Annotated in this window: 1 protein-coding gene; it reads right to left on the reverse strand. The window is 55.9% G+C overall.

From position 1 onward, the window contains the following. Nucleotides 1-698 (reverse strand): hypothetical protein (locus ACZRMS_RS26290; protein ID WP_463997644.1); only part of this gene is annotated, 698 nt, incomplete at both ends.

Genomic DNA, 698 nt, shown 5'->3' on the forward strand with positions numbered 1-698 from the left:
CGCCATGGAAGGTGTTGAGTGAGCCGAGGCAGGCGGCAAAACTGTCGACTGTCATGCCATAGCGCTGGCGCAGCGGCAAATAGACTGCCAGCGCTTGCAGCTGCTGCGTCAGGGGGTAAACGCTGACATCGGCGCAGGCCTGACTAATCAGCCAGTCCAGTTCCTCGAAGGACAGCTGCTTTACATGTCGCTGCAAGCGTATTACCCGGTTTAAACGTTCCCATCCACCATTGCTGCGGTTGAATATATTACTTCCTGTAGGGGTATTCTCAGGGCTAGGTACCGGATGCCCCAGTGCGGCACCTATGTACCAGTAAAGCGGTTTGAGGGTGTCACCACTGCCGGTCCAGCCGTTTATATAGCGGGCACCATAAGACTGGGATGAGACGATGCTCGGTAAAGTCGAAGACCGGTCTGAAGCGTCATAGAAAGGCCCGGCTCCCAGCGCTGCCAAAATGGTGTCCGTGGGTAGCTTAAGAGCGTTACGCAAATTATGTTCGGTATACATGAACGTGTTGGGCGCTAAGCCATAGTACGGCCTGAAATTACTGTAGTTACCGGCCCCGGAAGGTTGAGTCAGTATGATGAGCAATTCCGGCGACATCCCCAGCGCATCCCGCGCATAGTTCGCCGGCATCCTGGTGGCCCAACTGCTCAGATTGGCATCGTGGCGCAGCGCCTGACCTTCAAAATCCCCC

It is taken from the genome of Pseudomonas sp. B424, assembly GCF_055408345.1.